Origin of the sequence: Enterobacter sp. GER_MD16_1505_Eko_090, assembly GCF_003331015.1 — a bacterium.
In the GTDB taxonomy this organism is placed as follows: domain Bacteria; phylum Pseudomonadota; class Gammaproteobacteria; order Enterobacterales; family Enterobacteriaceae; genus Enterobacter; species Enterobacter roggenkampii.
This window is the reverse complement of record NZ_PUQF01000001.1, coordinates 453,810-470,229: the sequence shown is the minus strand read 5'-3', so window position 1 is coordinate 470,229 and position 16,420 is coordinate 453,810. Positions and strand designations below refer to the sequence as shown.

General features: G+C 59.0%; 17 protein-coding genes and 1 riboswitch. Of the genes, 9 read left to right on the top strand and 8 right to left on the bottom strand.

All coding sequences use genetic code 11. The annotated features are described in order from the left end of the window. Positions 1-118 precede the first annotated feature (118 nt). From cecR to C6A40_RS02225, 5 genes are read left to right on the top strand one after another with little or no spacing between them, the layout of a single operon-like run. Complete coding sequence (cecR, locus tag C6A40_RS02245) at positions 119-796, top strand: transcriptional regulator CecR (RefSeq protein WP_045336693.1); 678 nt, start codon at positions 119-121, stop codon at positions 794-796. After that, entirely contained in the window at positions 793-1,788 is a 996-nt protein-coding gene (gene hlyD, locus C6A40_RS02240) for a secretion protein HlyD (protein ID WP_039266015.1), read from the top strand. Before cecR ends, hlyD begins: the two co-directional genes overlap by 4 nt. Beyond that, a complete protein-coding gene (locus C6A40_RS02235) occupies positions 1,781-3,520 on the top strand; it encodes an ATP-binding cassette domain-containing protein (protein WP_045336690.1) in 1,740 nt (579 codons plus the stop codon). The genes hlyD and C6A40_RS02235 overlap by 8 nt, the downstream gene beginning before the upstream one ends. Continuing rightward, on the top strand, positions 3,510-4,643 hold the full coding sequence (locus tag C6A40_RS02230; protein WP_045336688.1) for an ABC transporter permease: 1,134 nt from the start codon (positions 3,510-3,512) through the stop codon (positions 4,641-4,643). The genes C6A40_RS02235 and C6A40_RS02230 overlap by 11 nt, the downstream gene beginning before the upstream one ends. A 9-nt stretch (positions 4,644-4,652) precedes the next feature. After that, positions 4,653-5,759, top strand: a complete 1,107-nt coding sequence (locus C6A40_RS02225; protein WP_045336686.1) for an ABC transporter permease — start codon at positions 4,653-4,655, stop codon at positions 5,757-5,759. On the opposite strand, the gene C6A40_RS02220 is transcribed toward C6A40_RS02225, so the two are convergent. Then, a complete protein-coding gene (locus C6A40_RS02220; RefSeq protein WP_008501149.1) occupies positions 5,721-6,131 on the bottom strand; it encodes a YbhQ family protein in 411 nt (136 codons plus the stop codon). The genes C6A40_RS02225 and C6A40_RS02220 overlap by 39 nt on opposite strands. A 133-nt stretch (positions 6,132-6,264) precedes the next feature. On the opposite strand from C6A40_RS02220, the gene C6A40_RS02215 reads away from it, so the two are divergent. From C6A40_RS02215 to C6A40_RS02205, 3 genes are read left to right on the top strand one after another with little or no spacing between them, the layout of a single operon-like run. Continuing rightward, on the top strand, positions 6,265-7,026 hold the full coding sequence (locus C6A40_RS02215; protein ID WP_008501148.1) for an endonuclease/exonuclease/phosphatase family protein: 762 nt from the start codon (positions 6,265-6,267) through the stop codon (positions 7,024-7,026). Beyond that, positions 7,023-8,261: a cardiolipin synthase ClsB gene (gene clsB / locus C6A40_RS02210; RefSeq protein ID WP_023343620.1), complete on the top strand. Its 1,239-nt coding sequence runs from the start codon at positions 7,023-7,025 to the stop codon at positions 8,259-8,261. The genes C6A40_RS02215 and clsB overlap by 4 nt, the downstream gene beginning before the upstream one ends. Continuing rightward, complete coding sequence (locus C6A40_RS02205) at positions 8,261-9,223, top strand: lysylphosphatidylglycerol synthase domain-containing protein (protein WP_023292958.1); 963 nt, start codon at positions 8,261-8,263, stop codon at positions 9,221-9,223. Before clsB ends, C6A40_RS02205 begins: the two co-directional genes overlap by 1 nt. A gap of 89 nt (positions 9,224-9,312) precedes the next feature. On the opposite strand, the gene C6A40_RS02200 is transcribed toward C6A40_RS02205, so the two are convergent. The 6 genes from C6A40_RS02200 to moaA form a co-directional block, all read right to left on the bottom strand. Continuing rightward, positions 9,313-10,020 (bottom strand): Bax inhibitor-1/YccA family protein, encoded by a 708-nt coding sequence (locus tag C6A40_RS02200; protein ID WP_008501145.1) that lies wholly within the window; start codon positions 10,018-10,020, stop codon positions 9,313-9,315. 64 nt (positions 10,021-10,084) lie between these two features. Continuing rightward, complete coding sequence (gene moaE / locus C6A40_RS02195) at positions 10,085-10,537, bottom strand: molybdopterin synthase catalytic subunit MoaE (RefSeq protein WP_021240989.1); 453 nt, start codon at positions 10,535-10,537, stop codon at positions 10,085-10,087. Position 10,538: 1 nt separating this feature from the next. Further along, on the bottom strand, positions 10,539-10,784 hold the full coding sequence (moaD, locus tag C6A40_RS02190) for a molybdopterin synthase sulfur carrier subunit (protein WP_045336683.1): 246 nt from the start codon (positions 10,782-10,784) through the stop codon (positions 10,539-10,541). Beyond that, complete coding sequence (gene moaC / locus C6A40_RS02185) at positions 10,777-11,262, bottom strand: cyclic pyranopterin monophosphate synthase MoaC (RefSeq protein WP_021240990.1); 486 nt, start codon at positions 11,260-11,262, stop codon at positions 10,777-10,779. Before moaC ends, moaD begins: the two co-directional genes overlap by 8 nt. A gap of 3 nt (positions 11,263-11,265) precedes the next feature. Then, positions 11,266-11,778: a molybdenum cofactor biosynthesis protein B gene (moaB, locus tag C6A40_RS02180; protein WP_023292963.1), complete on the bottom strand. Its 513-nt coding sequence runs from the start codon at positions 11,776-11,778 to the stop codon at positions 11,266-11,268. 24 nt (positions 11,779-11,802) lie between these two features. Further along, complete coding sequence (gene moaA, locus C6A40_RS02175; RefSeq protein WP_045336681.1) at positions 11,803-12,792, bottom strand: GTP 3',8-cyclase MoaA; 990 nt, start codon at positions 12,790-12,792, stop codon at positions 11,803-11,805. Further along, a riboswitch (molybdenum cofactor riboswitch) is annotated at positions 12,780-12,914 on the bottom strand. (Overlaps the previous gene by 13 nt.) 225 nt (positions 12,915-13,139) lie before the next feature. Here moaA and yvcK point away from each other — a divergent pair. Continuing rightward, positions 13,140-14,048, top strand: a complete 909-nt coding sequence (gene yvcK, locus C6A40_RS02170; RefSeq protein ID WP_023326942.1) for a uridine diphosphate-N-acetylglucosamine-binding protein YvcK — start codon at positions 13,140-13,142, stop codon at positions 14,046-14,048. A gap of 88 nt (positions 14,049-14,136) precedes the next feature. Here yvcK and uvrB read toward each other — a convergent pair whose 3' ends face one another. Further along, the gene (gene uvrB / locus C6A40_RS02165) at positions 14,137-16,152 is read right to left on the bottom strand and encodes an excinuclease ABC subunit UvrB (protein WP_008501138.1); all 2,016 of its coding nucleotides are present in this window, start codon (positions 16,150-16,152) and stop codon (positions 14,137-14,139) included. Positions 16,153-16,420: the final 268 nt, after the last annotated feature.

The window sequence follows — 16,420 nt, the reverse complement described above, 5'->3', positions numbered from 1 at the left end:
GGGCGGAGTGTAGCAGCTTTTGTGACGTGGCGCATAAAATATCCCTCCGCGTTCCCTCGACGGGGATGCGAATCAGGCATAATCTTAATCAATCGATTGATTAATTTTTAATGCCGTCATGAATACAACACCCACAACAACCAAAGGTGAACAGGCCAAAAACCAGCTTATTGCCGCCGCGCTGGCGCAGTTTGGTGAGTACGGGCTGCACGCGACCACGCGCGATATCGCCGCGCTGGCCGGGCAAAACATTGCGGCGATTACCTACTATTTTGGCTCAAAAGAGGATTTATATCTCGCCTGCGCCGAGTGGATCGCCGATTTTATCGGCACGCAGTTTCACCCGCACGTTGAGGAGGCCACCGCGCTGCTCGGCCAGCCGTCGCCCGATCGCGAGGCCATCCGCCAGCTGATCCTGAGTGCCTGCCACAACATGATCCGCGTGCTGACGCACGACGATACGCTCAACCTGAGCAAGTTTATCTCCCGCGAGCAGCTCTCCCCCACTGCCGCCTACCAGCGGGTACACGATCGGGTCATTGCCCCGATGCATACCCACCTGACCCGGCTGATCGCCGCCTATACCGGGCGGGATGCCGGCGATACCGAGACAATTTTGCATACCCACGCCCTGCTGGGTGAAATCCTTGCCTTCCGTCTGGGCCGGGAAACCATCCTGTTACGCACCGGCTGGACACAATTTGATGAGGATAAAGCCGCGCAGATCGGTGAGGTGATCGCCTGTCATCTCGATCTGATCCTGCAAGGCTTAACGCAAAGGAGCCTGAAGTCATGAAAAAACCTGTCGCCATCATTCTGGTGGTCATTGTTTTGCTTGCCGCGGGCGTCGGTGGATGGCTGTGGTATCAGAGCCATCAGGATAAAGGCCTGACGCTGTACGGTAACGTGGATATTCGCACGGTGAACATGAGCTTCCGCGTCGGCGGACGTCTCGCCTCGCTGAGCGTTGACGAAGGCGATGCCATTAAAACCGGGCAGACTCTGGGGATGCTGGACAAAGCGCCCTATGAAAACGCGCTGCTGCAGGCCAAAGCGGGTGTCTCCGTTGCGCAGGCGCAGTATGACCTGATGCTGGCCGGCTATCGCGACGAAGAGATCGCCCAGGCCGCTGCCGCCGTCAAACAGGCACAGGCGGCCTATGACTACGCGCAGAACTTCTATGCCCGCCAGCAGGGGCTGTGGAAAAGCCGCACCATTTCCGCGAATGACCTGGAAAATGCGCGCTCGTCCCGCGACCAGGCGCAGGCAACCCTGAAGTCCGCGCAGGATAAATTAAGCCAGTACCACACCGGTAACCGCCCGCAGGATATCGCCCAGGCGAAAGCCAGCCTTGAACAGGCGCAGGCCCAGCTGGCGCAGGCAGAGCTGGATCTGCACGACACCACGCTCATCGCACCGTCTGACGGCACGCTGATGACCCGCGCCGTCGAGCCGGGCAGCATGCTCAGCGCGGGCAGCACCGTGTTAACCCTCTCCCTGACCCGCCCGGTCTGGGTGCGCGCCTACATTGATGAGCCTAATCTCGGCCAGATGCAGCCGGGCCGCGAGCTGCTGCTCTATACCGACGGTCGCCCGGACAAGCCGTATCACGGCAAGGTGGGCTTTGTCTCCCCTACCGCCGAATTCACGCCGAAAACGGTAGAAACGCCGGACCTGCGTACCGACCTGGTGTATCGCCTGCGCATCATCGTGACCGATGCGGACGACGCCCTGCGCCAGGGCATGCCCGTCACCGTAAAAGTGAACAGCGGGGAACGACATGAATGACGCGGTTATTCAGCTCAACAGTCTGGTTAAACGCTTTAAGGGGATGGATAAGCCTGCGGTCGCGCCGCTGAACTGCACCATCCGGAAAGGCTACGTGACCGGGCTGGTCGGTCCGGACGGCGCGGGGAAAACCACGCTGATGCGGATGCTGGCGGGGTTGCTGAAGCCGGATGAAGGATCGGCCCGCGTGCTGGGCCTGGATCCGATTAAGGACGACGGCCCGCTCCACGCCATGCTCGGCTATATGCCGCAGAAGTTTGGCCTGTATGAAGACCTGACGGTGATGGAAAACCTGAACCTGTACGCCGACCTGCGCAGCGTCACCGGCGAAACCCGGGAGAAAACCTTCGCCCGCCTGCTGGAATTTACCTCGCTCGGCCCGTTCACCGACCGGCTGGCGGGCAAGCTCTCCGGCGGGATGAAGCAGAAGCTGGGGCTGGCCTGCACGCTGGTGGGCGAGCCGAAGGTGCTGCTGCTGGACGAGCCCGGCGTCGGCGTAGACCCGATTTCCCGCCGCGAGCTGTGGCAGATGGTGCACGAGCTGGCGGGCGACGGGATGCTAATCCTCTGGAGCACCTCCTACCTCGACGAAGCGGAACAGTGCCGGGACGTGCTGCTGATGAACGAAGGCGAACTGCTCTATCAGGGCGAGCCGACGACGCTGACGCAGAGCATGGCCGGGCGCAGCTTCCTGCTGCACAGCCCGCAGGCGTCCAACCGCTCGCTGCTGCAGCGGGTGCTCAGGCTGCCGCAGGTCAGCGACGGGATGATTCAGGGCCGCTCGGTGCGGGTCATCCTCAAAAAAGAGGCCACCGTCGACGATATTCGCCGGGCGCCTGGAATGCCGACGATTGAGATGGAAGAGACGGCGCCGCGTTTTGAAGATGCGTTCATCGACCTGCTGGGCGGCGCGGGAACCTCCGAGTCGCCGCTTGGGGCGATCCTGCACACGGTGGAAGGTACGCCGGGCGAAACGGTGATCGAAGCCAAATCCCTCACCAAAAAGTTCGGGGATTTCGCCGCCACCGACAACGTCAATTTTGCCGTGAAGCGCGGCGAGATTTTTGGCCTGCTCGGGCCGAACGGCGCGGGAAAATCGACCACCTTTAAGATGATGTGTGGCCTGCTGGTGCCGACGTCCGGCAAAGCGCTGGTGCTGGATATGGATCTCAAAGTCAGCTCCGGCAAGGCGCGCCAGCACCTGGGCTATATGGCGCAGAAGTTCTCCCTGTACGGCAACCTGACGGTCGAGCAGAATCTGCGCTTTTTCTCCGGCGTGTACGGCCTGCGCGGGCGTGCGCAGAACGAGAAAATTCGCCGCATGAGCGACGCCTTCGGGTTAACGAATATTGCTTCCCACGCCACCGACGAACTGCCGCTCGGCTTTAAGCAGCGGCTGGCGCTGGCCTGCTCGCTGATGCACGAGCCGGATATTCTGTTTCTGGATGAGCCGACCTCCGGCGTTGATCCCATTACCCGCCGCGAGTTCTGGCTGCATATCAACAGCATGGTGGAAAAAGGGGTGACCGTGATGGTGACCACCCACTTCATGGACGAGGCGGAGTACTGCGACCGCATCGGGCTGGTGTATCGCGGCAAGCTGATTGCCCACGGCACGCCGGACGACCTGAAAAACCAGGCCGCCGACGATGAGGTCCCGGACCCGACCATGGAGCAGGCGTTTATCACCCTCATCCACGACTGGGATAAGGAGAATGCCCATGCGCAGTAACGCCCTTTCCTGGCGCCGGGTGCGCGCCCTGTGCGTTAAAGAGACGCGGCAGATCGTGCGCGATCCCAGCAGCTGGCTGATTGCGGTGGTGATCCCCCTGCTGCTGCTGTTTATCTTTGGCTACGGCATTAACCTGGACTCCAGCAAGCTGCGGGTCGGGATTTTACTCGAACAGCAGAGCGAAGAGGCGCTGGACTTTACCCACGCCATGACCGGTTCGCCCTACATTGATGCCACTATCAGCGACAATCGTCAGGAACTGATCCAGAAGATGCAGGCCGGGAAAATTCGCGGTCTGATCGTCATTCCGGTCGATTTTGCCGCCAACATGGCGCGGGCGAATACCGATGCGCCGATCCAGGTCATCACCGACGGCAGCGAGCCAAACACCGCGAACTTCGTGCAGGGCTACGCGGAGGGGATCTGGCAGCTCTGGCAGATGCAGCGCGCCGAAGACCGGGGTGAAGAATTTAAGCCGCTCATCGACGTGCAGACGCGCTACTGGTTTAACCCCGCCGCCATGAGCCAGCACTTTATTATTCCGGGCGCGGTGACGATTATTATGACGGTGATCGGCGCGATTTTGACCTCGCTGGTCATCGCCCGCGAGTGGGAGCGCGGCACCATGGAGGCGCTGCTTTCCACCGAAGTGACGCGCGTCGAGCTGCTGCTGTGCAAGCTTATTCCCTACTACTTCCTCGGCATGCTGGCGATGCTGCTCTGCATGCTGGTGTCCGTCTTTATCCTCGGCGTGCCGTATCGCGGCTCGCTGATCGTGCTGTTCTTTATCACCAGCCTGTTTTTACTCAGCACGCTGGGGATGGGGCTGCTCATCTCCACCATCACCCGCAACCAGTTTAACGCCGCGCAGGTGGCGCTGAACGCCGCTTTCCTGCCGTCGATTATGCTGTCCGGGTTTATCTTCCAGATAGACAGCATGCCTGCCGTCATCCGCGCCGTGACCTACATTATCCCGGCGCGCTACTTCGTGAGCACGCTGCAAAGCCTGTTCCTGGCGGGGAATATTCCGGTAGTGCTGATTATCAACACGCTGTTTTTAATGGCGTCGGCGGTGATGTTTATCGGGTTGACGTGGATGAAAACCAAACGGCGGTTAGATTAAGGAGCGCGCATGTTTCACCGTTTATGGACACTGATCCGCAAAGAGCTGCAATCCCTGCTGCGCGAGCCGCAAACCCGCGCCATACTGGTGTTGCCGGTGCTGATCCAGGTTTTACTGTTCCCGTTTGCCGCCACCCTTGAGGTGACCAACGCCACCATTGCCATTTACAACGAAGACAACGGCAAACATTCCGTCGAGCTGACGCAGCGCTTTGCGCGTGCGAAGGCCTTTACCCACATCCTGCTGCTGAAAAGCCCGCAGGACATTCAGTCCACCATCGACACGCAAAAAGCGCTGCTGCTGGTGCGGTTCCCGGCGGATTTCTCCCGCAATCTGGATACCTTCCAGACCGCGCCGATGCAGCTGATCCTCGACGGGCGCAACTCCAACAGCGCCCAGATTGCGGCCAACTATCTCCAGCAGGTGGTGAAGGATTACCAGCAGGAGCTGATGGACGGCAAACCGAAGCCCAACAACAGCGAACTGGTGGTGCGCAACTGGTATAACCCGAATCTGGACTACAAGTGGTTTGTGGTGCCGTCGCTGATCGCCATGATCACCACCATCGGGGTGATGATTGTGACCTCTCTCTCCGTCGCCCGCGAGCGCGAACAGGGCACGCTGGATCAGCTGCTGGTCTCCCCGCTCGCCACCTGGCAAATTTTCGTCGGCAAAGCGGTGCCGGCGCTAATTGTCGCCACCTTCCAGGCCACCATCGTGCTGGGCGTGGGAATATGGGCTTACCAGATCCCGTTCGCCGGATCGCTGGCGCTGTTTTACTTCACGATGGTGATTTACGGGCTGTCGCTGGTGGGGTTTGGGCTGCTGATCTCCGCACTCTGCTCGACGCAGCAGCAGGCGTTTATCGGGGTATTCGTCTTTATGATGCCCGCGATCCTGCTCTCCGGGTACGTCTCGCCGGTTGAGAATATGCCGGTGTGGCTCCAGGATCTGACGTGGATAAACCCGATAAGGCACTTTACGGATATCACCAAGCAAATCTATCTGAAGGATGCGAGTCTGGATATTGTCTGGGGAAGTTTGTGGCCGCTACTGGTCATCGCGGCCACGACAGGCTCAGTGGCCTATGCGATGTTTAGACGCAACATCGCGTAGCTTTTTCTCTTTGGTTAGCAACGAGACCACCGCAGGCCCTGCGAGGATTGCCAGACCCGCCAGGGCCAGCAGCAGGTTGTTTTGCAGCACGCGTGAAAGCAGCCACAGAACAATCATCGCCGCACCAAAGTACCAGGTGGTGGTGAGCTCTTCGAGCACGTCACCCACCTCGCGCCAGCGCGCGTCATGGTGGCGCTGTAAAAACAGCATCGACAGCACGGTGACGCCGTAAAGGACGCATAGCCCCAGGCCAACACGCACCAGCGTGCCGCTCATCCAGCCCATCACCAGTACGGCCACGACCAGTAAATGCAACATTATCTGCCAGCAACTCAGGCCAGTTGCGACACGAACACGTTGTTGCCACTTCATGGCTTCTCTCCTGAAGGATTTTTCTCTGCTTAATCAGACTACCGCACTTTACGGAAAATTCCGTAACGCCGCATCTTTTTGTGACGACGACTACACTTTATTTTCATCGGGATAGTCACTCAGGAAGGAGCTTATGACGAAAAAAATGCAGCATTTCTCGCTTAAAGTGCTGACGATAAACATTCATAAGGGCTTCACAGCATTTAACCGCCGCTTCATTTTACCGGAGCTGCGCGACGCGGTGCGCACCGTCAGCGCGGATATTGTCTGCCTGCAGGAGGTGATGGGCGCGCACGAAGTACATCCGCTTCACTTTGAGAACTGGCCCGACACGCCGCACTATGAATTTCTGGCCGATACCATGTGGAGCGATTACGCCTACGGCCGCAACGCGGTCTATCCTGAAGGTCATCACGGCAACGCGGTGCTGTCGCGTTATCCCATTGAACATTATGAAAACCGCGACGTTTCCGTCGGGGAGAGCGAAAAACGCGGCCTGCTCTACTGCCGCATTACCCCGCCCGACCTTGAGCTGCCCATCCACGTCGGCTGCGTTCATCTGGGCCTGCGCGAAGCCCATCGTCAGGCGCAGCTGAAAATGCTGGCCGAATGGGCCAACGCGCTGCCTGACGGTGAACCTGTTGTGGTGGCCGGCGATTTCAACGACTGGCGCCAGCGGGCAAACCATCCGTTGAAGGTGGATGCCGGGCTGGAGGAGATCTTCACCCGGGCGAACGGCAGGCCTGCGCGCACGTTCCCGGTCCGTTTCCCGCTGCTGCGGCTTGACCGCATCTACGTGAAAAATGCCCACGCCAGCAGCCCGACCGCTCTGGCGCTCCTCAACTGGCGGCATCTTTCCGACCATGCCCCGCTCAGCGCGGAGATCCACTTATGAAATGTTCCTGGCAGGAAGGCAACCGGATCACGCTGCTGGTCAACGGGGACGAGTATTACCCGGCCGTGTTTAAGGCAATTGATAACGCCCAGCAGAAAGTGATCCTCGAAACCTTTATCTGGTTCGAAGACAACGTCGGCAAGCAGCTGCACAGCGTGCTCCTGCGCGCCGCACAGCGCGGCGTCAAAATTGAAGTACTGCTGGATGGCTACGGCTCGCCGGACCTCAGCGATGCGTTCGTCAATGAACTGACCGCCGCAGGCGTGGTATTCCGCTACTACGATCCCGGCCCTCGCCTGTTCGGCATGCGGACCAACCTTTTCCGCCGAATGCACCGCAAAATTGTGGTGGTGGATGAGACGGTGGCGTTTGTCGGCGGCATTAACTACTCGGCGGAACATATGTCCGACTACGGCCCGGAAGCGAAGCAGGATTACGCCATTCGCATTGAAGGCCCGGTGGTGCAGGACATCTTGCTGTTTGAGCTGGAGAACCTGCCGGGGAAAGAGGCCGTTCGCCGCTGGTGGCGACGCCGCCATCGCCCGGAAGAGAACCGGAAGCCCGGCGAAGCGCAGGCGCTTTTCGTCTGGCGCGACAACGGCGAGCACCGGGACGACATTGAACGTCACTATCTCAAGATGCTGGCCAACGCCAAGCGCGAAGTGATCATCGCCAACGCCTACTTTTTCCCGGGCTATCGCCTGCTGCATGCCATGCGCAATGCGGCAAGACGCGGCGTGCGCGTGAAGCTGATTGTCCAGGGCGAGCCGGATATGCCGATCGTCAAAGTCGGGGCGCGGCTGCTGTACAACTACCTGGTGAAGGGCGGCGTCCAGATCTACGAATACCGCCGTCGACCGCTGCACGGCAAAGTCGCGCTGATGGACGATCACTGGGCCACCGTGGGCTCCAGCAACCTCGATCCGCTGAGCCTGTCGCTTAACCTTGAAGCCAACCTGATCATTCACGACCGCCAGTTTAACCAGACCCTGCGGGATAACCTGCAGGCGTTGATCGTTAACGACTGCGTGCGCGTGGATGAGTCTATGGTTCCCAAACGCACCTGGTGGAACCTGGGCATCAGCGTGGTGGTGTTCCACTTCCTGCGGCATTTCCCGGCGATGGTCGGCTGGCTGCCGGCGCATACGCCGAAGCTGGCGCAGGTGGACCCGCCGGTACAACCCGAAATGGAAACCCAGGACCGCATTGAAGCGGAAGACGGAGGCAAACCCTGATGTCAAAATCGCATCCACGCTGGCGTCTGGCAAAAAAGATCCTCACCTGGGTATTCTTTATTGCCGTCGCGGTGCTGCTGGTGGTCTACGCGCAGAAAGTGGACTGGGAAGAGGTGTGGAAGGTCATCCGCAACTATAACCGGATGGTGCTGCTGGGCGCGACGGGGCTGGTTATCGTGAGCTACCTGATGTACGGCTGCTATGACCTTCTGGGTCGGGCCTACTGCGGCCACAAGCTGGCCAAACGTCAGGTGATGCTGGTGTCGTTTATCTGCTACGCCTTTAACCTGACGCTGAGCACCTGGGTCGGGGGCATTGGCATGCGCTATCGCCTCTACTCGCGGCTCGGCCTGCCGGGCGGGACCATCACGCGCATTTTTTCCCTGAGCATTACCACCAACTGGCTGGGCTATATCCTGCTCGGCGGGGTGATCTTCACCATCGGCGTCGTGCAGCTGCCCGCGCACTGGTATATCGACGAGGCCACGCTGCGCATTCTGGGCATCGTGCTGCTGCTGATTATCGCCGTTTATCTCTGGGCCTGCGCGTTTGCAAAGCGCCGCCATATGACCATCAAAGGGCAAAAGCTGGTCCTGCCCTCGTGGAAGTTTGCGGTGCTGCAGATGGCGGTCTCCAGCGCCAACTGGATGGCCATGGGGGCGATTATCTGGCTGCTGATTGGCGAGGACGTCAATTACTTCTTCGTGCTGGGCGTGCTGCTGGTGAGCAGCATTGCCGGGGTGATTGTGCACATTCCGGCGGGGATCGGCGTGCTGGAGGCGGTGTTTATTGCCCTGCTGGCCGGGGAGCATGTTTCTCAGGGAACGATTATCGCCGCCCTGCTGGCGTACAGGATGCTGTATTACTTCCTGCCGCTGGCGCTGGCAACGATCTGCTATCTGGTGCTGGAAAGTCGGGCGAAAAAGCTGCGGGCGAAGAATGAGAGGATGCTAGCGAAGTGAATAAGTCGGGTGGCGGCTTCGCCTTACCCGACCTACGGTTCGCGATTCGCAGGACGGGTAAGGCGAAGCCGCCACCCGGCAAAGCAACCTTAGCGACGGTTGCCTAAAATCCGCAGCAGCATCAGGAACAGGTTGATGAAGTCCAGATAGAGCGTCAGCGCGCCCAGAATCGAGTATTTGCGCAGGTTGGAACTGTCGCGCACGTCGATCTGCTCGCCGATGTTTTTCAGCTTCTGGGTGTCATAGGCCGTCAACCCGACGAAGAGCACCACCCCGATATAGGTCACGGCCCACATCAGCGCGTCGCTCTTGAGCCACAGGTTCACCAGCGACGCCAGCACAATCCCGATCAGCCCCATAAACAGCATGCTGCCGAAACCGCTTAGATCGCGCTTCGTGGTGTAGCCGTACAGGCTCATCGCACCAAACATCCCGCCGGTGACCACGAAGGTGCTGGCGATGGAGGAGTAGGTGTAAACGATGAAAATACTGGAAAGCGTCAGCCCCGTTAGCGCCGAATAGAGCATAAACAGGGTCGTTGCCATGCCGGCACTTAGCTTATGCACCAGACCCGAAAGCACAAACACCAGCGCCAGCTGCGCGATAATCAGCCCAAAGAAGGTGATTTTGCTGGAGAAGATAAACATCATCAGCTCCGGCGTATTCGCCGCATACCACGCGATAAACGCGGTAAGCAGCAGGCCAACCGTCATCCAGCCGTACACCTGAGCCATATACGTCTGCAGGCCGCTACGGGTCTGCTGCACTATTGAATCGGAACGCGGAAATCGGTCCATGATTCACTCCTGATTAAGATTAAGTAGACACACTCTTTAAGAGTAACACATCCACGTAAACCGACTACCAACGGCTGGCGGCCTGTTTATCGCTGTCGCGAGATTCTACCCAGCGATCGCCTTCCGGCGTGGCTTCGCGCTTCCAGAACGGCGCTTTGGTTTTGAGGTAATCCATAATGAACTCCCCTGCCGCAAACGCGCTGCCGCGGTGCGCGCTGGTCACCCCGACAAAGACAATCTCCTCGCCGGGCCACATCTCGCCGATGCGGTGAATCACCGTGACGCGTCCGAGCGGCCAGCGGCCTCGCGCCTCGTCCACTATCTCCGCCAGCGATTTCTCCGTCATGCCGGGATAGTGCTCCAGCGTCAGCGCCTTCACGCTGTCACCGAGGTTGTGATTGCGCACTTTGCCGGTAAAGGTCACGACCGCACCGTCTTCGTCGCGTTCCGCCAGCCAGCTGTATTCTGTCCCTACGTTAAAGCGCTCAGGGCCAACCAGAATGCGGGTTTCACTCATATTAGCCCCCTGTGACCGGCGGGAAGAAGGCCACTTCATCCCCGGCCTTCAGCGGATGGGTAAGCTCCACCAGCGTCTGGTTAACGGCGGCCAGCAGCTTGCTTTCGTCGAGCGCCAGCGCCCAGCGCTCGCTCTGTGCCGCCAGATGCGCACGCAGAGCCGCAACGTTTTCAAAAGACGCATCCAGCGTCAGGCTGTCGGTATTCACCAGCTCGCGCACCTGCGCAAAAAAGAGCACCTTAATCATGGCTGTCCACCTTAAAATCTCCGGATTTGCCGCCGCTTTTTGCCAGCAGGCGAACCGGGCCAATCACCATGTCTTTCTGCACCGCCTTGCACATGTCGTAGATGGTCAGCGCGGCCACGGACGCTGCCGTCAGCGCCTCCATCTCCACGCCGGTTTTGCCGGTTAAGCGGCACAGCGATTCAATGCGCACGCGATTGTGCTCCGGCTGCGCCTGCAGGTTTACCTCCACCTTGCTCAGCATCAGCGGATGGCACAGCGGAATTAAGTCCCAGGTGCGCTTGGCGGCCTGAATACCGGCGATGCGCGCGGTGGCAAAGACGTCTCCCTTATGGTGGCTGCCGTCGATGATCATCGCCAGCGTTTCCGGCAGCATGGTGACGTACGCTTCGGCGCGCGCTTCGCGCACCGTTTCCGCTTTGGCGGAGACGTCCACCATATGCGCTTCGCCAGCGGCGTTAATGTGGGTCAGTTGTGACATAGCTTATTTCTTTAAATGGGGATGGAAATTACACGGACGGGTACGGGCATCCAGCTGCGGGGCGATGATGTTTTCCCACGCGGTACGGCAGGCTTTGGTCGAGCCCGGCATGGCGAAAATCAGGGTGTTGTTCGCCACCCCGGCAACGGCGCGCGACTGCAGCGTGGAGGTGCCAATCTCTTCAAAGGAGAGCATGCGGAACACCTCGCCGAAGCCTTCCACCTCGCGGTCGAACAGCGGGATCAGCGCTTCAGGCGCCTGATCGCCTGCGGTAAAGCCGGTGCCGCCGGTGATCAGCACCACCTGCACCTCATCGCTGGCGATCCACTGAGAGACCTGCGCGCGAATGGCGTAGCGGTTCTCCTTCACGATCGCTTTATCGACGATGTGATGCCCCGCGTCATGGGCCGCCTCGCGCAGCCAGTGGCCGGAGGTATCATCCTCTTCGCCACGGCGGTCGGAAACGGTAAGGATAGCAATGCGTGTCGGGATAAATTCTGCGCTTACCTGACTCATCTTCTGATTCCTTCTTAAGCCTGATTACCCGCCGATGTAAGACAGGTTCTGAGTAATGCCGGTATTGCCCTGATGCAGGAAGTGGGTCTGTTTTTTATGCGTCAGCGCTTCAGAAATGCGCGCTTCAAGCGCCTCCTGCTGGGCATCGTCTGCCAGCAGATCGCGCAGGTCTACGCCGCCGTCCCCGAACAGGCACAGGTGCAGCTTGCCGACGGAAGAGACGCGCAGGCGGTTGCAGCTGGCGCAGAAGTCTTTCTCGTAAGGCATGATAAGCCCAATTTCGCCTTCGTAATCAGGATGGCAGAAGACCTGCGCCGGGCCGTCGCTGCGCTGGCGGATCTGGTGGATCCAGCCGCGTTTCAGCAGCGCGTCGCGCAGCACCATGCCGGAGATGTGATGACGGCGGAACAGCTCGCTGCCCTCGCCGGTTTCCATCAGCTCAATAAAGCGCAGCTGAATGGGGCGGGATTTGATCCAGGCGAGGAAGGTGTCCAGCTGGTGGTGGTTGACGTCGCGCATCAGCACCGTATTGACTTTGACCTTCTCGAACCCGGCGCTGAACGCCGCGTCGATGCCGTCCATCACCTGGCGGAATTTATCCTGGCCGGTAATGGCGTGAAACTGGCGGGCGTCGAGACTGTCCACGCTGACGTTAATGGCGGTTAAGCCCGCATCGCGCCAGGTGGCCACGTCGCGCACCATGCGGTAACCGTTGGTGGTCACGGCAATCTGGCGAATGCGGTCGTTTTCACGCACGGCAGCAATGATGTCCGGGAAATCACGGCGCAGAGAGGGTTCACCGCCGGTCAGACGCACTTTTTCGGTGCCGAGCTCAGAGAAGGCGCGCGTGACGCGGCGCACTTCATCCACGGAGAGAAAGCCGTTATTGGTGACGCTGCCCGGTTTGTAGCCGTCGGGCAGGCAGTAGGTGCAACGGAAGTTGCACACATCGGTAATCGACAGACGTAAGTAATAAAACTTACGCGCGAAAGCATCAGTAAGTTGTGAAGCCATGTACACCTTTCCAGATACGGGAGGCACAGTCATTTCTTTCTGTACCCTGGTGGCAAATTCGCCACGGCCAGAGCGCCATATCTTTCGACACAGGCACAAGGGCTAGAGTGTATGTTTTCAGTGTTGAAAACGTGGTTAAGGCGATAGTAGCGCGGAAAGTCTGACAGCGCCATTATCGCTTTTCGCTATATAATTACGTATATAGCGAATCAATCCTGCATTTTCGCTACAGAATACCTAAAAACTGCACTTTCACATTGATATACGTCATTTTGCTTCGGGTGAGGCATCGTCTTTTAGGGGTAGTTAGGTTACTGTTACGCGATCGAACGTGATAAGGAATACGTATGCGCAATCGCACTTTTGCGGATCTTGACCGAGTGGTCGCTCTTGGCGGAGGCCACGGCCTGGGCCGCGTTATGTCCTCTTTGTCGTCACTCGGCTCAAGGCTGACAGGGATAGTGACCACCACCGATAACGGCGGCTCAACCGGGCGGATCAGACGTGCCGAAGGCGGCATTGCCTGGGGAGATATGCGCAACTGCCTGAACCAGTTAATTACCGAGCCGAGCGTCGCATCGGCGATGTTTGAGTACCGTTTTGGCGGCAATGGCGAACTTTCCGGACATAACCTCGGAAATCTGATGTTAAAGGCGCTGGATCACCTGAGCGTAAGGCCTCTCGAAGCCATCAATCTGATCCGTAACCTGCTCAAAGTGGACGCATTCCTGATCCCGATGTCTGAACAACCGGTCGATTTGATGGCCATCGACGCCGAAGGGCATGAAGTGTACGGCGAGGTGAATATTGACCAGCTTCTGCTGCCGCCCAAAGAGCTGATGACTTACCCGAGCGTGCCGGCGACGCGTGAAGCCGTAGAAGCAATTGGCGATGCGGATTTAATTCTGATCGGCCCGGGCAGCTTTTACACCAGCCTGATGCCGATCCTGCTGGTGAAAGAGCTGGCGCAGGCGCTGCGCCGCACCCCGGCGCCGATGGTCTACATCGGCAATTTAGGGCGTGAGCTGAGTCCGGCCGCGGCGAGCCTGTCGCTGGCGGATAAACTCAGTTTGATGGAGCACTACGTCGGTAAGAAGATCATTGACGGCGTGGTGGTGGGGCCAAAGGTGGATGTATCCGCTATCGGCGATCGTCTGGTGGTGCAGGAGCCGCTGGAGGCCTCAGACATCAAGTACCGTCACGACCGCCACCTGCTGCGCGAGGCGCTGGAGAAAGCAATTCAGGCGTTGGGTTAACAAAAACCCCGGTGGCGCTGCGCTTACGGGGGCGACAAAAGACGCTAAACCTGTAGGCCCGGTAAGCGCAGCGCCACCGGGCAAAAACTCACGATGCCGCGATAAACAGATCCCGCAGCTGATGAAGCTGGTCGCGGATCTGCGCCGCCTCTTCGAACTCCAGGTTCTGCGCGTGCTGCATCATCTGCCCTTCCAGCTCGTGGATCTTCTGCTGCAGCGCCTTCGGCGTCAGCACGACGGTATCTTCTTCCACCACTGAACGCGCCTTGCCGCGGCCTTTCGCTTTGGTTTTGGCAATGTTCTGGCCCAGCGCCAGAATATCCACCACCTTCTTGTTCAGCCCCTGCGGGGTAATGCCGTGCTCTTCGTTGTAGCGCTGCTGCTTCTCGCGGCGGCGCTCCGTCTCACCGATCGCTTTCGCCATCGACGGGGTAATTTTGTCACCGTACAGAATCGCTTTACCGTTGACGTTACGCGCGGCGCGGCCGATGGTCTGAATCAGCGAACGCTCGGAACGCAGGAAGCCCTCTTTATCCGCGTCCAGAATCGCCACCAGCGAGACTTCCGGCATATCCAGACCTTCCCGCAGCAGGTTAATCCCCACCAGCACGTCAAACTCGCCCAGACGCAGGTCGCGGATAATCTCCATGCGCTCCACGGTATCGATATCCGAGTGCAGATAACGCACCTTCTCGCCGTGCTCTTCGAGATACTCGGTCAGGTCTTCCGCCATACGCTTGGTGAGCGTGGTCACCAGCACGCGCTCGTTAATGGCGGAACGGGCGCGGATCTCAGAGAGCAGGTCGTCTACCTGCGTCGCCACCGGACGCACCTCGATAATCGGGTCCAGCAGCCCGGTCGGACGCACTACCTGGTCAACCACCTCATCGCCCGATTTTTCCAGCTCGTAGTTGCCCGGCGTGGCAGAGACATAGATGGTTTGCGGCGCCAGCGCCTCAAACTCTTCAAACTTCATCGGACGGTTATCCAGCGCTGACGGCAGGCGGAATCCGTACTCCACCAGCGTCTCTTTACGCGCCCGGTCGCCGCGGTACATCCCGCCGATCTGCGGGATCGTGACGTGGGATTCGTCGATCACCAGCAAACCGTCGGCCGGAAGGTAATCAAACAGCGTCGGCGGCGGCTCGCCCGGCCCGCGCCCGGAGAGGAAGCGGGAGTAGTTTTCGATGCCGGAGCAGTAGCCCAGCTCGTTCATCATCTCCAGGTCGAACTGGGTACGCTGGCTGAGGCGCTGCTCTTCCAGAAGCTTATTGTTCGCCAGCAGCACCTTACGGCGCTCGGCCAGCTCCACTTTGATCTCTTCCATCGCCTGCACGATACGCTCGCGCGGCGTCACGTAGTGCGTTTTCGGGTAGATGGTGAAGCGCTGGATCACCGACTCAACGTGTCCTGTCAGCGGGTCGAAGAGCGACAGGCGTTCGACCTCCTCGTCAAACAGCTCAACGCGCAGCGCCATATCGTCCGATTCCGCCGGGAAGATGTCGATCACTTCGCCACGCACGCGGAACGTACCACGCTGGAAGGCCTGGTCGTTGCGGGTGTACTGCAGCTCCGCCAGACGACGCAAAATCGCGCGCTGGTCGATGATCATCCCCTGCGTCAGGTGCAGCATCATCTTGAGATAGAGATCCGGATCGCCCAGGCCGTAAATCGCCGAAACAGAGGCCACCACAACCACATCGCGACGCTCCAGCAGCGCCTTAGTGGCCGACAGTCGCATCTGCTCAATGTGTTCGTTCACCGACGCATCTTTCTCGATGAAGGTATCAGAACTCGGCACATAGGCTTCTGGCTGGTAGTAATCGTAGTAGGAGACGAAATACTCAACGGCGTTTTCCGGGAAGAACTCTTTCATCTCGCCGTAAAGCTGCGCCGCCAGGGTTTTGTTGGGCGCCAGCACCATCGTAGGGCGCTGGAGATCCGCAATCACGTTGGCAATGGTAAAGGTTTTACCCGAGCCGGTAACCCCGAGCAGCGTCTGGTGCGCCAGCCCATCCTCCAGCCCCTCTTCCAGACGACGGATCGCTTCAGGCTGATCGCCAGACGGACGGAAAGCAGAATTCAATTTGAACGGTTTACTCATGGGCGACAACCTGATGACGTTATAAGCGGCAGGTGAATAATTTTACTCCTTGTTGCCAGGAATGCCAGTAAAAAACACTGGATGAAAAACCAGTAGCATGTCAGGATATTTAGCATAGCGCCTGAATGATTAGCGCGATAGCGGCCAAAATTTGGACAGTGGCAACATAAAACACCAGTCAGGTCAGGTTATCCCCAGAACTTTTTCTTTTTTAACATTTGTCAAGCCAGGTAATGATAGTTTTATGGCAACGGGTGACACTTTCATG